The sequence below is a fragment of the Hansschlegelia beijingensis genome (genome assembly GCF_014196425.1).
Taxonomy (GTDB): Bacteria; Pseudomonadota; Alphaproteobacteria; order Rhizobiales; family Methylopilaceae; genus Methylopila; species Methylopila beijingensis.
The window spans coordinates 434913-454236 of record NZ_JACIDR010000002.1 but is presented as its reverse complement, the minus strand read 5'-3'; the positions used below and the strand labels follow the sequence as shown (position 1 = coordinate 454236).

The window sequence follows — 19324 nt, the reverse complement described above, 5'->3', positions numbered from 1 at the left end:
GCTTCGTGCTAGAAGCCGCGGACTCCAGAAGCCAAACGAACGCTCCCGCAGCCGATGACCACGATCGAGCTTCCCTCACGCGCATCCGCGGCGCCGCCTCCGGCGCCCGCCCCCGCAAAGCCGTCGCTTGTCGGGCTGACCCGGGAGCGGCTGGCCGAGGCCCTGTCCGAAGCAGGCGTGCCGGAACGGCAGCTGAAGATGCGCTCGGCTCAGCTCAATCACTGGCTGCACAACCGCGGCGCGGCCTCGTTCGATGCGATGACGAACGTCTCGAAGGACCTGCGGGGGGCGCTCGCCGAGCGCTTCACGCTGGCTCGGCCCGAGATCGTCTCCGAACAGATCTCGGTGGACGGGACGCGGAAGTGGCTGCTCCGGCTGCCGGCGCAGGGGCCGCGCGCCCGCCCCGCCGAAATCGAGACCGTCTACATCCCCGAAGAGGGCCGCGGCACGCTCTGCGTTTCGAGTCAGGTCGGCTGCACCCTGACCTGCAGCTTCTGCCACACCGGTACGCAGACGCTGGTTCGCAACCTCACCGCGGCCGAAATCGTCGGCCAGTTGGTTCTGGCGCGCGACCGCCTCGGAGACTGGTCGGGCGGAGCCGCGCCTGAAGGCGCGGTCGTGCCCGGAGACGGCGGTCGTTTCGTCACCAACATCGTGTTCATGGGAATGGGCGAGCCGCTCTACAATCTCGACGCCGTCCGCGACGCCGTCGAGGTGATGGCGGATGGCGAGGGGCTCGGGGTGGGCCGCCGAAAGATCACCGTCTCGACCTCCGGCGTCGTGCCTGAGATGCGCCGGCTTGGCGAGGAGACCGGCGCGCAGCTGGCGATCTCGCTGCACGCGGTTCGGGACGAACTGCGCGACGTCCTGGTGCCGATCAACCGCAAATATCCGATCGCGGAGTTGCTCGAGGCCTGCCGGACCTACCCGGGCGCCTCGAACGCGCGCCGCATCACGTTCGAATACGTCATGCTGAAGGGCGTCAACGACAGTCCCGCCGAGGCGCGGGAGCTGGTGCGGCTGCTCAAGGGAATTCCCGCGAAGATCAACCTGATCCCGTTCAACCCCTGGCCGGCGAGCCCCTATGAGTGCTCGGACTGGGAGACGATCGAGAAGTTCTCCGAGATCGTGTTCCGTGCAGGCTACGCCAGTCCGGTTCGCACGCCTCGTGGCCGGGACATCTCGGCCGCCTGCGGCCAGCTGAAATCCGAGACGCAGCGGATGAGAGCGAAAGAGCGTCTCGCGCTCGCGGCCGAGTGATCGACCGCTCCGGCGCAACGGAGCAGGGCGGCGGACGTTCTGAGTTCATGCTCGCACGTCTCGCAGCCCGCCTTCTGCTCGCGCCTCTCGGCTTCGCCTGCGCCGTGCTGGCGGGATTCGCGACGCTGGCGATCCTGACGACCAGGGCTCTTACGCCGATGATCGAGCTGCCGGACGAGATCGTCCTGCTCGGCTACGACATGTCGGTGAACGCGGCGACCGCCCTCTTTCTGCTCGCCCCGCTGATGGCGGCGCCGGCGATCGTGGCGGTTCTGATCGCCGAAATGTTCTCGATCCGCTCCTGGGCCTACCATGTGGTCGCGGGGGCTGTGACCGCCACGCTGCCCTGGGCGCTCAGCCCGGGCGGTTTCGACGGCCCGATCTTCACCGCGCCTGACATCATCGCCTGCGGCGTGGTCGCGGGCTTTGTCCACTGGCTGATCGCAGGCCGAAGCTCCGGCCTGGCGCCGCGGCAGAGCTAGCCGACCGTCCGGAAAGCAAAAAGGGCGCGGCCGAAGCCGCGCCCTTTGGCGTCTCTGGCCCGAAGGCCGCGGATCACTTCGCGGCGGCGGCCGCGCCCTTGTTCTTCGCGGCCACAGCCTTCTGGCTGCGATCCTGCTTTTCCACGATGCGCGCCGACTTGCCGCGACGCTCGCGCAGATAATAGAGCTTGGCGCGGCGGACCTTGCCGCGACGCACCACCTTCACGCTGTCGATCAGCGGCGAATAAAGCGGGAAGACGCGCTCGACGCCCTCGCCATAGGAGATCTTCCGAACCGTGAAGCTCTCGTTCAGGCCGCCGCCCGAGCGCGCGATCACCACGCCCTCGTAGGCCTGCACGCGCACGCGCTCGCCTTCCTTGACCTTCACGTTGACCGTGACGGTGTCTCCGGGCGCAAACTCCGGAATCTGCCGCTTCTCCGCGACAGCCTGCATCTGCTCGCGATCGAGCTGTTCGATAATGTTCATGGCGTGGTCTCCGCGTCACCCGCATGGCGGGGCGCACGAGAGTTTTGAGGATCTCGTGATGTGGCGCGGCTATTACTCGGTTTGAGCGGGTTTGTCGACGGTCTCGGCGACATATTTCGCCCAGAGGTCGGGCCGGCGGAGGCGCGTGTCCCGCAGCGCGGCCGCCCGCCGCCATCGGCGCACCGCTGCGTGGTCGCCTCCAAGAAGGTCCTGCGGGATCGACCGGCCTTCGAACTCGCGCGGCCGGGTGTATTGCGGGTGCTCCAGCAGCCCGGCCTCAAAACTCTCTTCATCGCCCGACTCGGCGTGGCCCATCACGCCCGGCAGCAGCCGCACGCAGGCGTCGAGCAGCAGCAAGGCCGCCGCCTCGCCGCCCGACAGAACCACGTCCCCAACCGCGACCTCTTCGAGCCGGCGCGCGTCGATCACCCGCTGGTCTACGCCTTCGAACCGACCGCAGACGAGCGTCACGCCCGGACCGGCGGCGAGTTCTCGGACCCGCGCCTGATCGAGCGGCCTGCCGCGCGGCGTCAGGAGGATCGTGGGCCGCGGGCCGGTCTCCTTCTCTGCGGCGTCGATCGCGGCCGCGACCACGTCCGGCCGCATGACCATGCCCGGGCCGCCGCCCGCCGGCGTGTCATCCACCGATCCATGGCGATCGAGCGCGTGCGCCCGGATGTCGCGCGTCTCCAGCCGCCAAAGGCGGCCGAGCGCCCGGCCCGCGAGGGCATGCCCCAGAGGACCCGGAAACATCTCGGGATAGAGGGTGAGGACGGTCGCGCGCCACATCGGGAGACACAGCTTTTCTGATGGTTTCCCGTCCCTATTCAGCTCTTTCAACGATGGCGTCCACACTTTCGGGCGAGAAGCGTCGAGCGGCGCGTTTCCGTGCTTGTCCGGATGCGAAACCGCGGCTTACTCTCATCGGGTGAGCACAGTCGCCATCGAGATCAGGCCTGCGCATACGGAAGACGCCGCTTCGATCGCCGGCGTTCATGACTCGGCTTGGCGCAACGCCTACCGCGGCCTGATCCCGGGCCGCGAGTTGGAGCGAATGATCGAGCGTCGCGGTCCATCGTGGTGGGCGGGCGCCATCCGCCGCGGCAGCCGCGTCAGTCTGCTGATCTTCGCCGGCGAGACCGTCGGCTATGCGAGCTCCGGCCGCAACCGCGCCTCGTCCCTCGCAGTCGGCGGAGAGATTTACGAGCTCTATCTGAAGCCCGAGTATCAGGGGCTCGGCCTCGGTCGGCGCCTGTTCTCGGCCGCGCGCAGCGAGCTGGCGGCGCGGGGGCTCTCCGGCGCTTCGGCATGGTCCCTCGCCGGCAACGAGCCCGCCTGCGGCTTTTACGCCAGGCTCGGCGGCAAGCTCGCCGCGCGAGGCGTCGAGCACTTCGGCGACATCACCCTGGAGAAGTTCGCCTACGTCTGGCGGTGAGCTCGCCGGACGGCCGGAGTCTTTGCGGGCCGGCTCCCGGCGCGCTAGAGGTGGCGCGAACCGCTACGTCTCTGGAGAGCCTCCATGTTCGTCGCCATGAACCGCTTCAAGGTGTTCGCCAAGGACGCCGAGGCTTTCGAGGCCGTGTGGCGCGACCGCGATCGGCGCCTTGACGAGGTGCCCGGCTTCGTCGAGTTCGCGCTCCTGAAGGGCCCTGAGGCCGAGGACACCGTGCTTTATGCGAGCCACACGATCTGGCGTTCGCGCGCGGACTTCGAGGCGTGGACCCGGTCTGAGGCGTTCCGGGCCGCCCACCGCAACGCGGGCGACAACAAGCCGATGTACGCCGGCCATCCCCAGTTCGAGGGTTTCGAGTCCGTGCTCGTCGAGAAGAAGCAGAAAGACGCCGCGTGAACGAGAATTTTTATCGGATCGGCCGCATGAACGAGCCTTCGCTTCCTTCCCGTGACGACATCGGCCGCCGCGTCGCCCGCATGATGCTCGAGGTGGGCGCCATCCATGTGCGGCCCGAAGAGCCCTTCATCTTCACGTCGGGCTGGGCGAGCCCCGTCTACACCGACTGCCGCAAGCTGATCTCCTACCCCCGCCTGCGCCGCCAGCTGATGGACGACGCGGCCGCCACCATCCTGCGTGAGGTCGGCTATGAGAGCCTCGACGCGGTCGCGGGCGGCGAGACCGCGGGCATTCCGTTCGCGGCGTGGATCGCGGAGCGGCTGATGCTGCCGATGCTGTATGTGCGGAAGAAGCCGAAGGGTTTTGGCCGCAACGCCAGAATCGAAGGGGCGGTCACCGAGGGCGCCCGCACGCTGCTGATCGAGGATCTCGCGACTGACGGCCGCTCGAAGGTCGCGTTCTGCGAGGCCCTGCGCGAGGCCGGACAGATCGTGGAGCACGCCTTCGTGGTCTTCCACTACGGCATCTTCCCGGAAAGCCGCGCCACGATGGAGCGGATCGGGGTCAAGTTCCACGAGCTCGCGACCTTCTGGGACGTGCTCGCGGTGGCGAAGGAGGATGGCCGGATCGACTCGGGCAAGCTGGCCGAGGTCGAGGCCTTCCTGAATGAGCCCGCCCAGTGGTCGGCCGCCCATGGCGGCGCCTCGACCTTTGGCGCGAGCTGAGGCCCATCAGGCGGCGGGCTTGGGCTTCGCCGCCTTGGCGGCCTTCGCGGCCAGCGCCGGATCGCCGCGCTTGAGGCTCAGCACCAGCGCGAGGTTCGCCCGCACGGCGGCGTCGGCCTTGGGGCTCGAGGCGGCCTGCTGCAGCGTCGCCTCGGCCTTGGCCAGATCCTTCGTCAACGCATAGGACAGGCCCAGATTGGACAGGATGGAGGGTTCTCCGGGAGCGATCTTGAGCGCCGCCGCATAGTAGCCCCGGGCGTCGCCGCTCCGGCCAAGTTGGTCGAGGATCGCGCCCTGCGCGTTCAGGATGCGCCAGTCCGGATTGTCGGGCGTATGGGCGCGCTCGAGCACGGAGAGCGCCTCGTCCAGCCGTCCCACATCGGCCAGGGCGCGGCCATAGGCGGCGAGGATCTGCTTCTGCTGAGGATGCTTGATGCTGGCGGACTCAAGCACCGCGACAGCCTGCGCCCTCTGGCCGAGCGCCCGCAGCGCCAGTCCGTAGCCATAGGCCGTCGCCGCGTCGGCCGGGTTCTTCTGGTAGGCCGCGCCATAGGAGACGGCGAGCTTCCGCCAGCGGGCCTCCCGCTGCTCGGGCGTCACCTCGTGCGAGGGGCTGGTCTTCATGATCGAGCCGGTGACGTCCCGGTCCGCCATGCAGCCGCCGAGCGCCGCCGCAAGGGCCACGACGCCAAGGCCGCGGATCAGGAATGACGTGCGGATCGGCATCAGCGGGCTCCCGTCTCGGACGCGCGGGTGAACAAGAGGGTGATATTTCGTTAACCCTAACACCGGGTTAACGGGTGGGCTGCGTTGCGGCCGTCGGCCGCCGCGCCCACATCGCCGACGCCAGGACGGAGACGCCATGCACCGCCGGATCATCCTTGGACTGGTCTTCGCGCTGTCGGTTCAGGCCGCGGTCGGCCAGGAGGCTCCTCAAACCTCCGCCCGGCTCCCGCCGGAGATCGCGACCGGCTTTACGCCCAAGCCGCTGGTCGAGGCCAAACGCTGGATGGCGGCGGTCGCCAATCCGTATGCCGCCGCGGCCGCCGCCGAGATGCTGCGGGAAGGCGGGAGCGCGGTCGACGCGGCGATCGCGGCGCAGCTTGTGCTGGGTCTGGTCGAGCCACAATCCTCCGGCCTGGGCGGCGGCGCCTTCCTGGTCGCCTGGGATGCGGCGGGCAAGGAGCTGACGACCTTCGACGGGCGGGAGACCGCCCCGGCGGCCGCGACCGCGTCGCTGTTTCAGGACGAGCGCGGCGAGCCGCTCGCTTTCATGGAAGCAGTGGTCGGCGGCCGCTCGGTTGGGACGCCGGGGGCCCCGCGCCTGCTCGAGGCGGCGCATCGCCGCTTCGGCAAGCTCCCCTGGGCCCGCCTGTTCGGCCCGGCGGTGACGCTTGCGGAGAATGGCTTCGACGTGTCGCCGCGGCTCGCCGCCCAGATCGCGGCGGATGCGCCGCGGCTGGCCCGCGACCCGGCGGCGCGCGCTTACTTCCTGCCGGAAGGCCGCCCCCTGGAAGCGGGTCAGCGCCTGAACAACCCGGCCTACGCGGAAACCCTCAGGACGCTTCGCGACCTTGGCGCCGACGCCTTCTACGAGGGCCCGATCGCCGCCGACGTCGTCGCGACCGTGCGCGGCGCGCAAAACCCCGGGGCGCTGTCAGCCGCGGATCTTGCAAATTATCGCGCGATCGAACGACCAGCTGTCTGCGGCGCCTACCGGGTCTATCAGATCTGCGGCATGGGGCCGCCCTCCTCCGGGGGCGTCGCGGTCGCCGAGATCCTCGGCCTTCTCGAACCGACGAACATCGCCGCGCTCGGGCCGAACAGCCCTCAGGCCTGGCGGCTGATCGGCGACGCCTCCCGACTCGCCTTCGCGGATCGCGACCGTTATCTCGCGGACCCCGCCTTCGCGCCGCAGCCCACAGCCGGCTTGCTGGCCCGGGATTACCTGGAGTCGAGGAGCCGCCTTCTCGACGGCTCGCGGGCCCTGCCCGCCGTCGAGCCAGGCTCTCCCAAGGGCACGCGCGCCGAGAACTTCACGCCGGACGCGGCGATCGAGTTCCCGGGCACGAGCCATCTCTCGATCGCGGACGCCGACGGCAATGTCGTCTCGATGACGACGACCATCGAGGCCGGCTTCGGCTCGCGGCTGATGACGCGAGGCTTCCTGCTCAACAACGAACTGACCGACTTCTCCTTTCTGGCCGAAAAGGACGGCCGTCCCGTCCTGAACCGGGTGGAGCCGGGGAAGCGGCCGCGCTCCTCGATGGCGCCCACCATCGTGCTGAAGGACGGCCGCCCCGTCCTTGCGATCGGTTCCCCCGGAGGCAGCCAGATCATCGGCTTCGTGGTGAAGGCGCTGATCGCGCATCTGGATTGGGGCATGGACATCGCAGCCGCCGTCGCGCTGCCGAACATGCTGAACCGGAACGGCCCGTTCGAGCTCGAAAGAGGGACGTCGGCCGAAGCCATGGCGGCGCCGCTGCGGGACCTCGGCTACGAGATCCGCCTCACCGATCTCACCTCGGGACTCCAGGCGGTCGCGATAGGCCCCGACGGCCTCGCGGGCGCCGCCGATCCGCGGCGCGAGGGCGTCGCGGTCGGCGAATAGGCGCTCACGGCGCCAGCAACCGCTCCAGATAGTCCAGCTCCTCGCGCGAACGATCGGTGTCCCCGAGGCGGCGGCGCAACTCGTCCAGCACCCGCCGCGCCCGCTGAGCGTCGATCTCGCCCGGAACCCGGGTGGTCGCGCCGTCGCTTTCGCGACGCCGGGAGGGCCGGCCGAGCGGATCGTCGTCGCCATTGCCCTCCTCGCCGTTCTGCGCGCCCTGCTGGCCTTGCCGCCCCTTCTGTCCGGGCTGCTGGCCTTCGCCCTCCATCGCCTGCGCCATGGCTTGCGCGCCCTTGCGCATGTTCTCCAGAGCCTGCTGCTGCTGATCCAGCGCCTCGCCGCTCTCGCCCTGCCCGAGCGCGCCCTGGGCCTGGCCCATGCTCTCCCCGGCCTGCCCCAGCGCCTCCGAGCCCGGTTGCTCTCCGGGCGCGCCCGGCTGCTTGCCCGGCCCCTTCTGCTGACCTTTCTGCTGGCCCTGCTCGCGCTGCTGCTGCTGCCCCTGCTGCATCTCCTTCGTCATCTGCTCAAGCTTCTGCCGGAGCCGCCGCTGCTGCTCGGCGAGATCCCGCATCGCCTTCTCGCCTTCCTTGGCCTGCTCCTTCCGCCGCTGTTGCGGCTGGCCCCACATGTTGCGTTCGGTCTGCTGGTTCTGCCGGTACTGCTGGAACGTCTTGTCGCGCAGCTTGCTCTGCTCGCGGATCATGTCCTGCAGCTTGTCGAGCCGCTCCTGCTGGGCCTGAGCGTTCGGATCGGGCTGCTGCTGCCCGTTCTGCAGGTTGTCGAGCATGTTGCGCAGGTCGGCGAGCGCCTGCTTGGCGGCGTCGCGGGAGCCCTGCTGCGCGAGCCTTTCCATGCGATCGATCATGCTGCGGAGGTCCTGCGGCCGGATCTGCTGCGCGCCCCTCTGAGCATCGCGCCGCGGGCTTTGCGGCTGCTGCCGCGCCTGCTGGGCCATCTCCTGCATGAACTTCTCGAGCGCCTGCCGGAGATCCTGCGTGAGCTTCTGGATCTCCTGCTCGGAGGCGTTGTTCTCGAGCGCCTTCCGCAGCGCCTCCTCGGCGGCGCGAAGCGCGCGCTCCGCGTCCGGCAGGTCGCCGTCCTCGATCCGGAGCGCGATCTCCCAGAGGTAGTCGGCAGCGCCGCGGAGCTCATCGTCGCTGAGCGCGTTCTCGAGCCGCCGGTAAGCCGTGGTCAGGCCGAGATAGACGCCCGCCTGCGGGGTGAACTCCTCCGGGAACATCATCAGCGCGCGCAGCGCCTGCAGAACCTCCGGCTTCGCGTTGGCGTCAGACGCCAGCAGCCGGCGCTGCTCGACGAGCGCCCGCGCGAGCGGCTTCTTGAAGCTGCGCGCCGGCAGCCGGACCTGCAGCGGTTCGCTGCTCCCTTCCTGGCCGGCCTCGTCGCGGGCGTAGAGCGTCATCGTCGCGTCCGCGCCCGCGAACGGGTGCTCCATGACGTCGAGTGGAGTCTCGGCGCGACCCTCGCGCGCCTTGGCGCGCGGCAGCGCCAGCGCGACCTTCGGAGCTTCATAGAGAGGCCGAGGCGCAGCCGCGGGCGGAGCTTCCTCAGCCGCAGCGGCCGCTCGCGGCGGCGGAGGCGCGCGCCTGAGTTCGAATCGGGCCTCGGCGGCCGCGACGCCGTAGTCGTCCTTGACCTCATAAGCGACCGTCGCGGTGCCGCGCGCGTTCGGCTGAGGCGGACCATCGAGCTTGATCGAGGGCGGCGCGTCCGGGATCGCCGCGAACCGCCAGGTCCGGTCGGGCGTTCCGGCCGCAGCGACGGCAAGCTCGCCCTCGCCCGCCAGCCTGAAACGGCGCTCCGTCACGCCCTCGGGCTGCTTCTCGTCGGCTTCCACCGGCTCGAATCGGCCCGTCGTCGCGATGTCCGCGGTTCCGCCGGCGACCCGCACCACGACCACCGAGTTCTGCGGCGCCCGGATGACCTCGACGGCCGTAGGCGCGGCCGCCGGTCCGTCCGGCGCAGCCTGGCGCGAGGTCAGGAAGATCGGCGGACGTCCGGTGTAACCGGGGGGCGCGAGCCAGGCGTCGATGCGAACGGGCGTGACATCGGCGGCGGGGTCGCGCCAGTCGAACGCCGCCAGCACGCGGTCGCCGCGGTCCGCGCCCGCGAAGGCGAACGCTGCCACCGCCACGAGACCGAGCAGGAAGCGCAGCGCGTAGGGATCCCGGGCGGCGAGCCGCGGAGTCGGGGCGCCGGCCCGCAGGCGATCGGCCTCCTGCGCCTTCCTCTGCTGGTGCGCGCCCCACAGGGCGCGCGTGAGGGGGTCCTCCGACGCGGCGGCCAGCGAGTCGTCGAGGCTCGTGGCCGGCCGGTGAGGCACGCCGCTTTCGCGATCGACCCTGCTCAGCGCTGCGCGGCGGTCAGGCGCGGCGGCGCGGACGAGCGGCGCCAGCGCGGCCGCCAGGGCGAGAGCGAACAGCGCGACGCCCGCCATCCGCCCTATGGGTGGGAGCGCGTCCCACAGCCCGAGCCACGACACGGTGAGAAACAGGACGACCACCGCCAGGGCGGCGGCGAGCCAAGGCCAGGCGCTCTCCCAGAACAGAGCGAAGCGCGCTCGCCAGATGAGCGCCTCCAGCCTGGTTTCGCGCGGCGCGCCGCGCTCTTCGATCGCCAATCGCCGGTCTCCGACCCCCGCCGAGAACGCCCCGAGGAGACATTAACACGGACCGTCGGGCGGCCACCACTGGCGCCCTGGCCGGGCGCCGCCGGTCAGGCGAGCCAGTCGGGCACGCGGTCCAAGGCGATCAGATCCTCGACCGAGGGGCGCGGCCGGATCAGCGCGTAATTCGCCCCGTCGACGAGCGTTTCCGCCACCAGAGGGCGCGAATTGTAGGTCGACGCCTGGACGGAGCCGTAGGCCCCCGCCGTCATCACCGCCAGCAGGTCGCCCGGCTTCGGCAGCGGCATCTCGCGGTCGAGGGCGAGATAGTCGCCCGTCTCGCAGACGGGTCCCACCACGTCGACGCGCGCGCGCGGGGCGTCGGGAGCAGCCTCGGAGACCGGCCAAATCTCATGATGGGCTTCGTACAGCGTCGGCCGGATCAGGTCGTTCATGCCCGCGTCGACGATCACGAAGGTCTTCTGCGCGCCCTGCTTCACGTAGATCACGCGAGTGAGCAGGATCCCCGCATTGCCGACGATCAGCCGGCCCGGCTCGAAAATGAGCTTGGCGTCGATTCCGGCCGTAAGCCGCTTCACCATCTCCGCATAGGCCGCCGGCAGCGGCGGCGGCTCGTTGCTGAGGCGGTAGGGAATGCCCAGGCCGCCGCCCAAATCCACGTGATGGATCGCGTGACCGTCGGACCGGAGCTCGCCCACGAAAGCTACGAGCCGCGCGATCGCCTTCTCGAACGGCTCGAGGTCGGTGATCTGGCTGCCGATATGCATGTCGACGCCCGCGACCGTCACGCCCCGCATCGCCGCCGCCTCGGCGTAGACCCTGCGGGCGACGTCGATCGGAACGCCGAACTTGGTCTCCGCCGATCCCGTGGAGATCTTGGCGTGGCTCTTGGCGTCGACGTCCGGATTCACGCGCAGCGCCACGGGAGCCCGGACGCCCTTCTGCTCGGCGATCTGCGACAGCAGCCGCAATTCGGGCTCGCTCTCGACGTTGAAGCAGAGGATGCCGGCGTCGAGCGCGGCCGCGAGCTCCTCCGCCGTCTTGCCGACGCCCGAGAAGGTGATCCGGTCTGCGGGCGCGCCGGCCCGAAGGGCGCGGGTGAGTTCGCCGCCCGAGACCACGTCCATGCCGGCCCCGAGGCGCGCAATGGTGGTCAGCACCGCCTGATTGGAGTTCGCCTTCACGGCGTAGCAGACGAGGTGGTCGACCCCTGCGAACGCCTCGTCGAAAACCCGAACGTGTCGGGTCAGGGTCGCGGTCGAATAGACATAGGTCGGCGTGCCGGCCTCTTCGGCGATACGCGCGAGCGGCACGCCTTCGGCGCTGAGCGCGCCGTCCTGATAGTCGAAATGATGCATTCGGTCGGCCGTCCGGCGATCAGTTCAGCAGGCCGTCGAGGGCGAAAGGCCGCTGCGGCTTCTTCGGGCGCTTCTCGAGTTTCCCCTGCGCGTTCGGGACGGTCTCGAACTGCGTTCCAGGCGGAAACTCCGGATCGCCCTTCTTGCCGCAGGCGGAAAGCGCCAGCGCGGCGGCCAGCGCGGCGGCGACAGCTATGGTGCGGCTCGGCAAGGCTTTCCCCCTTACGCGCTTCACGCAGCCTTCAGCGCGCGAACGCTACGCCTTCTTTTCCAGCCCGGAGAGCTGTTTCGCAAGCGTGCGGCGCCAGCGCGCCGCCTGACGGCGGACATTCGCCGGCGCGGTGCCGCCGTAGCTGGTGCGGCTGCGCACCGAATTCCTGACCCCGAGCACGCCGAACACCTCCTCGGTGATCCGCGGCTCGATCTCCTGCATGACCTCGAGCGGCAGCTTCTCCAGGGCGACCTTGCGTTCGGCGGCGGCCGCGACCACCCGGCCGGTGACGTGATGCGCCTCGCGGAACGGCATGCCGAGCGCCCGCACCAGCCAGTCCGCCAGGTCGGTCGCAGTGGCGTAGCCTGCGCCCGCGGCGCGCCGCATGGCGGCCACGTCGGGCGTCATGTCCGTCACCATGCCGGCGGTCGCCGCGATGCAGAGGTCGAGCGTGTCGAGCGCATCGAACAGGCCCTCCTTGTCCTCCTGCATATCCTTCGAATAGGCGAGCGGCAGACCCTTCATGACCGTGAGCAGTCCCACGAGCGCGCCGACTACGCGGCCGGTCTTGCCGCGAACGAGCTCGGCCGCATCCGGATTGCGCTTCTGCGGCATGATGGACGAACCGGTGGAGAACCGGTCGGACAGGCGGATGAAGCCGAACTGCGGCGTCGACCACAGCACGATCTCCTCCGCGAAGCGCGACAGGTGGCCGGCGCAGATCGAGGCGGCGGCCAGCGTCTCCAGCGCGAAATCGCGGTCGGCGACCGCGTCGAGCGAATTCGCGGTCGGGCGGTCGAAACCGAGCGCCTTCGCGGTCATCTCGCGATCGATCGGGAAGGAGGTGCCCGCCAGCGCGGCGGAGCCGAGCGGCGACTCGTTGAGGCGCTTGCGGGCGTCCGCAAGCCGGCCTCGGTCGCGGCCGATCATCTCGACATAGGCCAGCAGGTGGTGACCGAACGTCACCGGCTGCGCGCTCTGCAGATGGGTGAAGCCCGGCATGACGTCGCCGGCGTGCTTCTCCGCCTTCTCGACCAGCGCCTGCTGCAGCCGCAGCAGGGATAAGCCGAGCGCGTCGAGCGCGTCGCGGACGAACAGGCGGAAGTCGGTCGCCACCTGGTCGTTGCGGGAGCGCGCGGTGTGCAACCGCCCCGCCGCCGGGCCGACGATCTCGGCCAGCCGGCTCTCGACATTCATATGGATGTCTTCGAGGGCTCGCGAGAAGGTGAAGCGGCCGCTCTCGATCTCGCCCAATACCTGGTCCAGACCCTCGGCGATCGCGGCGGCGTCCTCCTGAGAAACCACGCCGGTCGCGGCGAGCATGGCGACGTGAGCCTTTGAGCCGCGGATGTCCTGGGCATAGAAACGGCGGTCGAAATCGATCGACGCGTTGATCGCCTCGAGGACCGCATCCGGCCCCTCGGCGAAACGGCCGCCCCACATCGCGTTGCTCATTGTCTGTCGCGTTCCTGGCCGGCTCCGGCGCCGCGCCGATCGAGGTTGAAGCCTATGTCCGAACCGCCGGTCCGCCCGCGCCGCTCCTCTGCCCGCTGGGGCGCAGTCGCGGTCGTTCTCGCTCTTGGAGCAGGCGCGTTCGCCCTATACGGGATCGGCGGCCGGGACAAGGCCGCGGCCTGCGAAGCGCGGCCCGAGACGCTGGCGGCGATCCGCGCCGCCGCGGTCGGTGAACTCGCGGGAGTGGTGACGCCCTCCGCTCCGCGGCCGTTGCCCGCGGTGTCATTCAAGGACGAGAACGGCGCGGATGTGGGCCTTGACCGGTTCCGAGGCAAGATCGTGCTGCTGAACCTCTGGGCGACCTGGTGCGCGCCGTGCCGCCGCGAAATGCCGGCTCTGGACGCGCTCGAGCAGCAGAAAGGCGGGGCGGACTTCGCCGTCGTGCCGGTGTCTTTCGACCTCGGTTCTGCGGACAAGCCCAAGGCCTTCCTCAAGGAGATCGGGGCGCAAAACCTGCCGCTCTACGCCGACCCCTCGGGCAAGATGCTTCAGACGATGAAATCGGTCGGGCGCGGCAGCGGCCTTCCCACCACCCTGATCCTCGACCGTTCCGGTTGCGAGATCGCCTATCTGCCGGGTCCCGCCGAATGGGCGAGCGCCGAGGGAATGAAGCTCATCGACGCCGCGCTCGGCAGGTAGCTCCTCACGGCCTGACCAGGATCTTGCCGCGCGCCTCGCGCCTCGCGATGCGAGCGATCGCCTCGGGCGTCTCGGCTAGCGGCAGCACGGCGTCGACATGGGCGGAAATCTGATCGTCGACCGCCCAGTCGAACAGCCGCGCGAGTTCGGCCGCGTGCGCCTGCGGCTCCCGCCGCGCGTGCTCGCTCCAGAACACGCCGCGAATGTCGGCGCCTTTCAGCATCGGCAGGTTGAGCGGCAGTCTGGGTATGTCGCCGGCGGCGAAACCGATCACCAGCAGACGTCCCCGCCACGCGAGCGCGCGAACCGCCTGCTCGGTGAACGCGCCGCCGACCGGATCGTAGACCACGTCCGCGCCCGCGCCTCCGGTCAGTTCCTTCAGCCGCGTCTTCAGGTCCTCGGACGCGTAATCGATGGTCTCGTCGGCGCCGCGTTCGCGCGCGAAGGCCAGCCTGTCGGCTGACGAGGCGCAGGCGATGACCCGCGCGCCGAGGAGCTTGCCGATCTCGACCGCCGCGAGCCCGACCCCGCCGCTCGCGCCCAGCACCGCCAGCGTCTCGCCCGGCCGAAGCTCGCCGCGATCCGCAAGCGCATGCAGCGTCGTTCCATAGGCGATGATAAGCCCGGCGGCCCGGTCGAGATCGAGCTCCTCGGGCACCAGCGTCAGCGCCTCGGGACGCGCCACGACCTTCTCGCGGCAGCCGCCATAGCCCAGATAGCCCGCGACGCGGTCTCCGACGACCAGTCCCTCGACCCTGGAGCCGACCGCGGAGATCCAGCCCGAAACCTCGCCTCCAGGCGAGAATGGCAGCGTCGGCTTCGTCTGGTACTTGCCCTGGATGATCAGGGTGTCGAAGAAATTCAGCGCCGCGTAGGCGACGTCGATCACCACCTCGTCTGGGCCGGGCTCCGGGTCCGGCAACTCGACCAGTTGGAGACGCTCAGGCGGACCGAGTTCGACGCAGGCGACGGCTTTCACGGGTGATCCTTCAGACAGGGGGCGGGAAGGCCGCCGAGTTCAGGCTTCCGGCGCAAGCGCCGGGACGCGACGCCGGCACTTCGTGATCCGTGCAGGACCCGATCGCCTCCTCGGCGGTGTCGGCCTCCCGCCGCAGCCGGCGTCGCCTCCTGCCCTATCTCGGAGAAGCGGGCCGACCATCACGGCTTCGCGAAACCGTCCTCCAGCGCCGGACGCTCTGCGGAGCGGCACTAAAGCACGACCTTTTCGCCGAGGCTAACCTGCGCCGCATGGTCGAATTTTCTAAACTTTTCGACGTAATCTCATGCGCGACATGGGGCTTCAGCGCCGAATGCGCCTTCGCAGCGCGCCCACTCTTCAATGCCCCGGCGGCCTAGCGCGCCGGGCGCCTGAAACGAAAGCGACGCCATGACAGACCGCCTCCGTCCTGCTCTCCTGCTCGCCGCTGGCCTGGCCGTCTGCGGCGTCGGCGGCGCCCTGGCTCAGGGCGCGCCAGCCGGCGTTCAGCCGACGCTGCTCGGTGAATTCAAGGACTGGAACGCCTACGCGGCGCCCGTGAAGGGCGGCAAGGTCTGCTACGCGCTCGCCACGCCCGAAAAAGGCCGGCGCAGATCGGCCAATCCGCCCGCCGGCGCGTACTTCTTCATCTCGAACCGCCCGCAGGACGGCGTAGTCAACGAGGTCAGCGTGATGCCCGGCTTCGCGCTGAAGCCCGACAGCCAGGTGGAGCTCGACGTCGACGACGCGAAGTTCACGCTGTTCGTGCGCGGCGACGGCGCCTTCATGAGCTCGAACGAGGAGCAGCAGGCGCTGGTGAAAGCCATGCGCGAGGGCCGCAAGGACATGACCGTGAAGGCGGTTCCGGCGCGCGGGCGGCAGGCGACGCAGAGCTACTCGCTGGCGGGCATCTCGGCGGCTCTCGACAAGATCAACGCGGAGTGCCGGCCGACGGCGCTCAAGGCGCGCTAGGTCGGGGAAGCCTCACCCGCATCCGGATAATCGACCTGCACGAGCGTCAGCCCGTCGGGCGGCGCGACGGGGCCGCAGGCGGAGCGGTCCGCCCGGGCGAGCGCGGTCGCCAGGTCGTCGGCGCTCCAGCGGCCAAGCCCGACCTGGACCAGAGAACCCGCCATCGACCGCACCTGATTGTGCAAGAACGAGCGCGCGTTGGTGCTGATCAGCACGGCGTCGCCCGAGCGCTCCACGTCGAGCCGGTCGAGGGTTCGCAGCGGGCTCGAGGCCTGGCAGGCCGCCGATCGGAAGGTCGTGAAGTCGTGACGGCCGAGAAGCCTCTTGGCCGCGGCGTCCATCGCGGCGACGTCGAGCCGCTTCGGGACCCGCCAGGCGCGCCCGAGATCGAGCGCGAGCGGCGGCCTGCGATCCACGATGCGATAGACGTAATGCCGGCGGATCGCCGAGAAGCGGGCGTCGAACGCCTCAGGGACGGCGGACGCCTCGAGCACCGCCACCGGGTGCGGGCGAAGATGCGCATTGGCGGCGTCCCGCAGCACGTCCGGGCGCACGTCACGGGCGAGATCGACATGCGCCACCTGGCCCGAGGCATGAACGCCCGCATCGGTGCGGCCGGCGCCTTTTACGGTCACGGTCTCATGCGTGAACGCCGCGATCGCCGCTTCCAGCGCGCCTTGCACGGAGAGGCCGTTCGCCTGACGCTGCCATCCGACGAACGGGCGTCCGTCATATTCGATGACCATGCGGTAGCGCGGCATCGCGTCAGCCGAGCCGTGCGCCCGGCCCGAGACGCGCGCCGTTCAGGAACGCGCCTGCGTCCACGGGGGCCTTGCCGGCGCGTTGCAGCAGCAGAAGCCGCACCGCGCCCTCCCCGCAGGCCACGGTCAGCCGGTCGTCGATGAGCTCGCCCGGTTGGCCTGAGCCTTCCGCGCGCGTTGCGCGCAAAACCTTCACCCGCTCCGGGCCGCGCGGTCCCGGCGCCTCGAACCACGCGCCCGGGAACGGCGAAAGCCCGCGGATCTGGTTATGGACCACGCTGGCCGGGCGGCTCCAGTCGATCCGGGCCTCCGCCTTCTCGATCTTCGCCGCGTAGGTGACGCCGTCCTGGTCCTGCGGTTGAAAGGCGAGCCCGCCGCGCTCCAGCGCGCCGACGGCGCGCCCCATCAGGTCGGCGCCGAGCCGGCTGAGCCGGTCGTGCAGTTCTCCGGCCGTTTCGTCCGGTCCGATCGGAAGGCGCTCCGCAGCCGCGACAGGCCCGGTGTCCAGCCCTTCCTCCATGCGCATCACCATCACGCCCGTCTCCGTGTCCCCGGCCATGACAGCCCGCTGGATCGGCGCAGCGCCGCGCCAGCGCGGCAGCAGGGAGGCGTGCAGATTCAGGCAGCCGAGCCGCGGCGCTTCGAGCGCCGCCTTCGGCAGGATCAGCCCGTAGGCGACCACCACGGCCGCGTCCGCTTGGTGCGCTGAGAAGACGTCGAGCGTGTCCTCCTCGCGCAGCGTCCGCGGCGTGTGGACCGGGAGACCGCAGCTCTCGGCGAACAGGTGGACGGGAGTCTTGGTGAGCTCCATGCCGCGGCGGCCTGCGGCCTTCGGCGCCCGCGTGTAGACGGCCGCGATCTCGTGTCCCTGGCCGACGAGTTCCGACAGCGTCGGGACGGCGAAGTCCGGCGTCCCCATGAAGACGAGACGCAGCGTCATCCCTGCGCGCCCCGACCGCTCAGGACGCGACGGGCTCCGGCTCGCGCCGGTCGCGCTCCCGCTTCGGGAAAGAAGGCAGCTCCCCGACCGCGCGCGCCTTCTCGAACTTGCGGGTCACGCGATCCCGCTTGAGGCGCGAGATGTGGTCGATGAACAGCACGCCGTTCAGATGGTCGATCTCGTGCTGCACGCAGACCGCCAGCAGGCCGTCGGCCTCGAGCTCCTGCGGCTTCGCCTCGACGTCGAGATAACGCACCGTGACGCGGGCCGGGCGCTCGACCTCCTCGAAATACTCCGGGATCGAGAGGCAGCCCTCGTCATAGACCTGCCGCTCATCCGAGGCCCTGACGATCTCGGGATTGATCAGCACGAGCGGCTTCGGCTCCTCGTCCTGGCCTGCGAGGTCGATCGTCACCACGCGCTTCTGCACGCCGATCTGGATCGCCGCGAGCCCGATCCCGGCCGAATCGTACATCGTGTCGAACATGGTCTGGACGAGCGCCCGCACCTCGGCGTCGCTGCGCTCGACGGGAGCGCTGACGAGCCTGAGCTTCGGGTCGGGCAGATAAACGAGCGGCGCGACTGCCATGTCTCAACGGGGGTGCGTGCGGGAAGGTTGAAGACCGCCGATAGGGCCTTGCGTCCTGCGCGTCAACATGTTCATTATTTGTTCCGCATTCAAGGTCCGACATGGCTGAACAGGTCCTCTTCGTAGTCGCTGGCCGCCCGGTGTCGTCCGGCGAGGCGCTGGCGGGGCTCGCCGCCGCCGCAGTGGCCGCGCTGTGCCTGCTGCTGATCATTCTGCTGCGGGCCGGAGCCGCCCGGCGGGCGGAGGCGCGGGAGGCCGCGTTCCGGGCCGAGGAGGCCGACCGACGGCTCGCCGCAGTCGAACGGCTGCAGTCCGAGGCGATGGGGCGCCTGCAGGCGTTCGCCTCGGCCCTCGGCGCGCGTCAGGCCGATCTCGCGCGCGGCGTCGCCGAACGGCTGGACGCCGTAGGCGCGCGCGTCGGAGACGGACTTGCGGCGAACGGCCAGGCCACGGCCGAACAGCTTTCGAGGCTGGAGGCCCGGCTCGCGGTGATCGACGCCGCAGGCGCCAGCATCGGGGCGCTCGCAGGCCAGGTGACGGACCTCAAGGCGATCCTGGCCAACAAGCCGGCGCGCGGCGCCTTCGGCCAGGGCCGCATGGAGGCCATCCTGAAGGACGCGCTTCCGCCCTCCGCCTACGCGTTCCAGCCTCAGCTCTCGACCGGCGTCAGGCCGGACGCGCTCATCCGGCTGCCGGGCGACGACCGGCCGCTCGTGATCGACGCAAAGTTCCCGCTCGAAGGTTTCGAGCGGCTTCGCTCAGCGGACGGGCCCGACGCCCAGAAGGCGGCGGAAGCGCGAGTGCGCGGCGACGTCGGCAAGCACGTCTCGGACGTGGCCGCCAAATATCTCCTGCCGGGGGAAACCCAGGACGTCGCGCTGCTTTTCGTGCCCTCGGAGCAGATCCACGCGGAGCTCGCCGAACGGTTCGAGGACATGGTCGGGCGCGCGCACCGGGCCCGCGTGCTGATCGTCTCGCCTTCGCTGCTGATGCTGGCCGTTCAGGTCGTGCAGGGGCTGACCCGCGACGCCGCGATGCGCGATCAGGCGCATCTCCTGCAGGCGGAGGTCGGCCGCCTGCTCGACGACGTCAGGCGCATTGGCGAACGCGTCGAGAAGCTCAAAGGGCATTTTGGGCAGACGGTCGCCGACCTCGACCAGATCGCGATCTCGGCCGAGAAAATCTCGCGGCGAGGGGCGCGGCTCGAGCAACTGGAGCTGGGCGCCGCTGCGCCCGCCGAAACCCTGCCGAACCCGCTCCGGAGAGAGGCGGCGGAATAGCGCGAGGATCGCCTCTGCGGCCTCG

Annotated in this window: 20 protein-coding genes; 9 read left to right on the top strand and 11 right to left on the bottom strand. The window is 70.2% G+C overall.

Features of this window, described 5'->3' with window-relative positions:
• Positions 1 to 54 precede the first annotated feature (54 nt).
• Both rlmN and GGR24_RS08670 read left to right on the top strand, forming a co-directional pair.
• Positions 55 to 1260 carry a dual-specificity RNA methyltransferase RlmN gene (gene rlmN / locus GGR24_RS08675; RefSeq protein ID WP_183394940.1) on the top strand — a complete coding sequence of 402 codons (1206 nt, stop codon included), beginning with the start codon at positions 55 to 57 and terminating at the stop codon, positions 1258 to 1260.
• 47 nt (positions 1261 to 1307) lie between these two features.
• The gene (locus GGR24_RS08670; RefSeq protein ID WP_183394939.1) at positions 1308 to 1742 is read left to right on the top strand and encodes a hypothetical protein; all 435 of its coding nucleotides are present in this window, start codon (positions 1308 to 1310) and stop codon (positions 1740 to 1742) included.
• Between the two features lie 73 nt (positions 1743 to 1815).
• Here the strand turns inward: GGR24_RS08670 and rplS are convergent, their stop codons facing one another.
• The gene (rplS, locus tag GGR24_RS08665) at positions 1816 to 2229 is read right to left on the bottom strand and encodes a 50S ribosomal protein L19 (protein WP_183394938.1); all 414 of its coding nucleotides are present in this window, start codon (positions 2227 to 2229) and stop codon (positions 1816 to 1818) included.
• A gap of 72 nt (positions 2230 to 2301) precedes the next feature.
• Positions 2302 to 3018 (bottom strand): tRNA (guanosine(37)-N1)-methyltransferase TrmD, encoded by a 717-nt coding sequence (gene trmD / locus GGR24_RS08660; protein WP_183394937.1) that lies wholly within the window; start codon positions 3016 to 3018, stop codon positions 2302 to 2304.
• Positions 3019 to 3157: 139 nt separating this feature from the next.
• Here trmD and GGR24_RS08655 point away from each other — a divergent pair, with 139 nt between their 5' ends.
• The 3 genes from GGR24_RS08655 to GGR24_RS08645 all read left to right on the top strand — a co-directional run bounded on the left by GGR24_RS08655 (position 3158) and on the right by GGR24_RS08645 (position 4803).
• Entirely contained in the window at positions 3158 to 3664 is a 507-nt protein-coding gene (locus GGR24_RS08655) for a GNAT family N-acetyltransferase (protein ID WP_183394936.1), read from the top strand.
• A gap of 84 nt (positions 3665 to 3748) precedes the next feature.
• Positions 3749 to 4078: a heme-degrading protein HmuQ gene (gene hmuQ, locus GGR24_RS08650; RefSeq protein WP_183394935.1), complete on the top strand. Its 330-nt coding sequence runs from the start codon at positions 3749 to 3751 to the stop codon at positions 4076 to 4078.
• A 26-nt stretch (positions 4079 to 4104) separates the two neighbouring features.
• Complete coding sequence (locus tag GGR24_RS08645) at positions 4105 to 4803, top strand: orotate phosphoribosyltransferase (RefSeq protein WP_183395214.1); 699 nt, start codon at positions 4105 to 4107, stop codon at positions 4801 to 4803.
• 6 nt (positions 4804 to 4809) lie between these two features.
• Here GGR24_RS08645 and GGR24_RS08640 read toward each other — a convergent pair whose 3' ends face one another.
• On the bottom strand, positions 4810 to 5529 hold the full coding sequence (locus GGR24_RS08640) for a tetratricopeptide repeat protein (RefSeq protein WP_183394934.1): 720 nt from the start codon (positions 5527 to 5529) through the stop codon (positions 4810 to 4812).
• Between the two features lie 136 nt (positions 5530 to 5665).
• Here GGR24_RS08640 and ggt point away from each other — a divergent pair, with 136 nt between their 5' ends.
• The gene (ggt, locus tag GGR24_RS08635) at positions 5666 to 7414 is read left to right on the top strand and encodes a gamma-glutamyltransferase (RefSeq protein WP_183394933.1); all 1749 of its coding nucleotides are present in this window, start codon (positions 5666 to 5668) and stop codon (positions 7412 to 7414) included.
• A 4-nt stretch (positions 7415 to 7418) separates the two neighbouring features.
• On the opposite strand, the gene GGR24_RS08630 is transcribed toward ggt, so the two are convergent.
• The 4 genes from GGR24_RS08630 to argH all read right to left on the bottom strand — a co-directional run bounded on the left by GGR24_RS08630 (position 7419) and on the right by argH (position 13082).
• A complete protein-coding gene (locus GGR24_RS08630) occupies positions 7419 to 10052 on the bottom strand; it encodes a TIGR02302 family protein (RefSeq protein ID WP_183394932.1) in 2634 nt (877 codons plus the stop codon).
• Positions 10053 to 10147: 95 nt separating this feature from the next.
• Positions 10148 to 11416: a diaminopimelate decarboxylase gene (lysA, locus tag GGR24_RS08625; RefSeq protein WP_183394931.1), complete on the bottom strand. Its 1269-nt coding sequence runs from the start codon at positions 11414 to 11416 to the stop codon at positions 10148 to 10150.
• Positions 11417 to 11435: 19 nt separating this feature from the next.
• Positions 11436 to 11627: an LPS translocon maturation chaperone LptM gene (gene lptM, locus GGR24_RS08620; RefSeq protein ID WP_183394930.1), complete on the bottom strand. Its 192-nt coding sequence runs from the start codon at positions 11625 to 11627 to the stop codon at positions 11436 to 11438.
• Between the two features lie 45 nt (positions 11628 to 11672).
• A complete protein-coding gene (gene argH / locus GGR24_RS08615) occupies positions 11673 to 13082 on the bottom strand; it encodes an argininosuccinate lyase (protein WP_183394929.1) in 1410 nt (469 codons plus the stop codon).
• A gap of 54 nt (positions 13083 to 13136) precedes the next feature.
• Here argH and tlpA point away from each other — a divergent pair, with 54 nt between their 5' ends.
• Positions 13137 to 13781 carry a thiol:disulfide interchange protein TlpA gene (gene tlpA / locus GGR24_RS08610; protein ID WP_183394928.1) on the top strand — a complete coding sequence of 215 codons (645 nt, stop codon included), beginning with the start codon at positions 13137 to 13139 and terminating at the stop codon, positions 13779 to 13781.
• Between the two features lie 4 nt (positions 13782 to 13785).
• On the opposite strand, the gene GGR24_RS08605 is transcribed toward tlpA, so the two are convergent.
• Positions 13786 to 14760 carry a zinc-binding dehydrogenase gene (locus GGR24_RS08605; protein WP_183394927.1) on the bottom strand — a complete coding sequence of 325 codons (975 nt, stop codon included), beginning with the start codon at positions 14758 to 14760 and terminating at the stop codon, positions 13786 to 13788.
• A 408-nt stretch (positions 14761 to 15168) separates the two neighbouring features.
• Here GGR24_RS08605 and GGR24_RS08600 point away from each other — a divergent pair, with 408 nt between their 5' ends.
• A complete protein-coding gene (locus GGR24_RS08600; RefSeq protein ID WP_183394926.1) occupies positions 15169 to 15729 on the top strand; it encodes an invasion associated locus B family protein in 561 nt (186 codons plus the stop codon).
• Here the strand turns inward: GGR24_RS08600 and truA are convergent.
• The 3 genes from truA to def are packed head-to-tail and all read right to left on the bottom strand — an operon-like array spanning position 15726 to position 18019.
• The gene (gene truA, locus GGR24_RS08595) at positions 15726 to 16490 is read right to left on the bottom strand and encodes a tRNA pseudouridine(38-40) synthase TruA (RefSeq protein ID WP_183394925.1); all 765 of its coding nucleotides are present in this window, start codon (positions 16488 to 16490) and stop codon (positions 15726 to 15728) included. The genes GGR24_RS08600 and truA overlap by 4 nt on opposite strands.
• Before the next feature lie 4 nt (positions 16491 to 16494).
• Positions 16495 to 17430, bottom strand: a complete 936-nt coding sequence (gene fmt / locus GGR24_RS08590) for a methionyl-tRNA formyltransferase (RefSeq protein ID WP_183394924.1) — start codon at positions 17428 to 17430, stop codon at positions 16495 to 16497.
• A 19-nt stretch (positions 17431 to 17449) separates the two neighbouring features.
• Positions 17450 to 18019 (bottom strand): peptide deformylase, encoded by a 570-nt coding sequence (gene def, locus GGR24_RS08585; protein WP_183394923.1) that lies wholly within the window; start codon positions 18017 to 18019, stop codon positions 17450 to 17452.
• 101 nt (positions 18020 to 18120) lie between these two features.
• Here def and GGR24_RS08580 point away from each other — a divergent pair, with 101 nt between their 5' ends.
• A complete protein-coding gene (locus GGR24_RS08580) occupies positions 18121 to 19299 on the top strand; it encodes a DNA recombination protein RmuC (RefSeq protein WP_183394922.1) in 1179 nt (392 codons plus the stop codon).
• The last annotated feature ends 25 nt before the right edge of the window (positions 19300 to 19324 follow it).

Bases quoted from the DNA above. Each gene is read 5' to 3' on its own strand.
- rlmN (WP_183394940.1), top strand. From the start codon at position 55: ATGACCACGATCGAGCTTCCCTCACGCGCATCCGCGGCGCCGCCTCCG.
- GGR24_RS08670 (WP_183394939.1), top strand. From the start codon at position 1,308: ATGCTCGCACGTCTCGCAGCCCGCCTTCTGCTCGCGCCTCTCGGCTTC.
- rplS (WP_183394938.1), bottom strand. From the start codon at position 2,229: ATGAACATTATCGAACAGCTCGATCGCGAGCAGATGCAGGCTGTCGCG.
- trmD (WP_183394937.1), bottom strand. From the start codon at position 3,018: ATGTGGCGCGCGACCGTCCTCACCCTCTATCCCGAGATGTTTCCGGGT.
- hmuQ (WP_183394935.1), top strand. From the start codon at position 3,749: ATGTTCGTCGCCATGAACCGCTTCAAGGTGTTCGCCAAGGACGCCGAG.
- GGR24_RS08645 (WP_183395214.1), top strand. From the start codon at position 4,105: ATGAACGAGCCTTCGCTTCCTTCCCGTGACGACATCGGCCGCCGCGTC.
- GGR24_RS08640 (WP_183394934.1), bottom strand. From the start codon at position 5,529: ATGCCGATCCGCACGTCATTCCTGATCCGCGGCCTTGGCGTCGTGGCC.
- ggt (WP_183394933.1), top strand. From the start codon at position 5,666: ATGCACCGCCGGATCATCCTTGGACTGGTCTTCGCGCTGTCGGTTCAG.
- lysA (WP_183394931.1), bottom strand. From the start codon at position 11,416: ATGCATCATTTCGACTATCAGGACGGCGCGCTCAGCGCCGAAGGCGTG.
- argH (WP_183394929.1), bottom strand. From the start codon at position 13,082: ATGAGCAACGCGATGTGGGGCGGCCGTTTCGCCGAGGGGCCGGATGCG.
- tlpA (WP_183394928.1), top strand. From the start codon at position 13,137: ATGTCCGAACCGCCGGTCCGCCCGCGCCGCTCCTCTGCCCGCTGGGGC.
- GGR24_RS08600 (WP_183394926.1), top strand. From the start codon at position 15,169: ATGACAGACCGCCTCCGTCCTGCTCTCCTGCTCGCCGCTGGCCTGGCC.
- truA (WP_183394925.1), bottom strand. From the start codon at position 16,490: ATGCCGCGCTACCGCATGGTCATCGAATATGACGGACGCCCGTTCGTC.
- fmt (WP_183394924.1), bottom strand. From the start codon at position 17,430: ATGACGCTGCGTCTCGTCTTCATGGGGACGCCGGACTTCGCCGTCCCG.
- def (WP_183394923.1), bottom strand. From the start codon at position 18,019: ATGGCAGTCGCGCCGCTCGTTTATCTGCCCGACCCGAAGCTCAGGCTC.
- GGR24_RS08580 (WP_183394922.1), top strand. From the start codon at position 18,121: ATGGCTGAACAGGTCCTCTTCGTAGTCGCTGGCCGCCCGGTGTCGTCC.